Origin of the sequence: Oscillibacter sp. CU971, assembly GCF_905219725.1 — a bacterium.
In the GTDB taxonomy this organism is placed as follows: domain Bacteria; phylum Bacillota; class Clostridia; order Oscillospirales; family Oscillospiraceae; genus Oscillibacter.
The window spans coordinates 1-2,528 of sequence record NZ_CAJMXG010000351.1 but is presented as its reverse complement, the minus strand read 5'-3'; the positions used below and the strand labels follow the sequence as shown (position 1 = coordinate 2,528).

The 2,528-nt window shown below is 53.8% G+C and carries 1 protein-coding gene; it reads left to right on the top strand.

Annotated elements, in window-relative coordinates; genetic code table 11:
- Nucleotides 1-899: 899 nt before the first annotated feature.
- Entirely contained in the window at nt 900-2,093 is a 1,194-nt protein-coding gene (xerC, locus tag JX325_RS15210) for a tyrosine recombinase XerC (RefSeq protein ID WP_204791908.1), read from the top strand.
- Nucleotides 2,094-2,528 lie beyond the last annotated feature (435 nt).

The following is a 2,528-nucleotide window of genomic DNA, read 5'->3' as shown; positions in this document are numbered from 1 at the left end:
CGGTTGAACTGGACACCCTTACCCGAAATGAGGGCTATGGGTACTGAGGGGACTTTCTCCCTGAGCTCAATTTTGAGCCGATCTGCTCCACAGGAAAATGGAGCAGGTCAATCCAAATCTGGATGGACCTCGCTTGATAACCCTGTCAAATGAGTTATTTCAGAAATTTCTGAAATAACCAGCTGAGATTCTAGCCTGTTGCAGGAAGTCGCAACGCCCGTCAAAAATGGCGGTCGTTTGATAGGCTTGTCAAATGAGCTCAATTTTGAGCCGATCTACTGACCCCAAAATTGGGGTCTCCTAAAAATTTAGGAGATTGCACGCCAAATCCGGCAAGCAAAAAGCCCTAGGCCAGAGGCCCAGGGCTGACTACAGAGCGCAATCTATCATTCCACGGCGTGTCACCACGGTTCGTCACTTGACAAATTCAATACAGGCGGTTATACTGGAATATAGAAAGGGCGCTGCCGGTAGACGGTTGGCCCCCAAAGTTATTTACTCAAAAGAGTAACCGCCTTGGTTGGAGCCTGGGGCGGTTACTTCTTTTTATAGGCCGCAATAAAGAGGCCGATAATGCCGATGATAACAAGCGTGTACTGAAACAGTTCACTATATGTAACCATTGGGCAGCCCCCCTTTCCGAAAATCAGGGGGCAAGAAGCTGCCCCCTGTCAAGAGGGCCAACCGTCCGCCGTTACTGGCAGCGCTGAAAGAGGATTCTTTCCTGCTGTCAGAGTACCACAGTTTTCCACAAAAAGCAATAAGAACCGCCCCGGCGCTGCTAACACCGGGACGGTCATCACGCACAAACATACCACGTCGACAAACAAGGCACCCTTGCGCCCTTTTATGATAGCATACCGGGGCCGTGGTGTCAAATCAGAAAGGAGAAAAACATCATGGCAACCGTCACAAAGCGCGGCAGCTCGTACCGTCTCCGGGCCTCCGTGGGTTACACCCCGGAGGGCAAACAGGTGATGAAGTCCCGGACATGGACCCCAGAACCGGGCATGACACCCCGGCAGATCGAGAAGGAGCTGAACCGGCAGAAGGTTCTCTTTGACGAGGAATGCCGGGGTTCATCGCTGACAGATGGACACATCAAATTCGAGGTCTTTTCCGGGCAATGGTTCACCGAATATGTGGAAAAGACCCTGGGCAAACGCACACAGGCCAATTACAGGCAGATGGCCCCCCGCATATACGCCGCCATCGGGCACCTGTACATGGACAAGATCACGCCCAGGCAGGTCCAGCGGTTCATTAACACCCTCAGCGAACCAGGAGCGAACCTCTCCAGGAATGGCCGGGGCCTGTCCCCCAAAAGCGTCAAGAACCACCTGTCGTTGATTTCTGCCGTGTTCTCCTATGCCGTGAAAATGGGAATGATTCAGTACAACCCATGTCGGGCTGTCACGCTGCCGCCGNTGGATACGGGCAGGGAAAAGACCTGCTACACCCTGGAGGAGGCACAGGCGTTCTTGGACGCACTGACAGACGCACCGCTCTGCTGGCAGGTGTTTTTCTCCCTGGCCCTGTTCGGTGGCTTCCGGCGGGAGGAGCTGTGCGGGTTTGAGTTCAGTGACTTCGATTTTGAGCGCTGTACCGTGTCGGTCCGGCGGGCGTCGCTCTATACGGCCTCTGAGGGCATTTTCACGGCTCCCACGAAGACCACCAAGAGCCGCCGGACATTAAAGCTCCCCGCCTGGATATTCGACCTTGTGAAGCGGCTGAGGGTGGAACAGGCCCGTCAACGGCTGGCGCTCGGGGACCAATGGCATGAATGCGGCCGCCTGTTTACCAAGCAGGACGGAAGCCCTGTCAACCCGGAGAAGGCCTATAAATGGCTCCAGGGCTTCTGTGAGGAAAAGGGGCTCCCCTTCTATGGGATTCACCAATTCCGGCACCTGAACGCCTCCTTGCTGATTTACAACGGAGAGGACGTGCGGGCCGTCTCCGCCGCCCTGGGACACTCCCAGACATCGACCACCCTGAACATCTATGCCCATACCTTCGAGACGGCCCAGGCCAGGGCTTGTGATGCCTTGGCGGAAGCCCTGCCGGTGAAGTTCGGGCGGAAGAAACAGGCGTGAAATTTGGTCGTTGTTTGGTCGTTATTTTGATGAAACGCAACGACCAACAATGATAAGGCATGAAAGACAGGACGCCGGAAACGCCCTGATTGCAAGGGTTACATAGATTTATGGAACGCGGCGAAAAGCTCTCTTTCCTTTTCAAGTCCTGTCTCCGCAACCATAAACCCCTAGAACCGCAACGGTTCTAGGGGTTTTTACTTTTCTTTTTTCGCTGGAAAAAGAGCGTTTTCTAACACGTTTCTAACACTTACGAAAAATTGGGGCCGGAAAGCAGATTTTGCGGCATGATACCACCCAGCTTTTCGGAGAGGCTTTGGGCCATTTGTTCATGTACTCCGGTCCCGGAATGAATGTAAGTATCTGCTGTGAAGTTGTAGTTGCTATGCCCCAGCCAGGTTTGAGGAAGCACTGATTAAAGCCGGTAACTGTCTC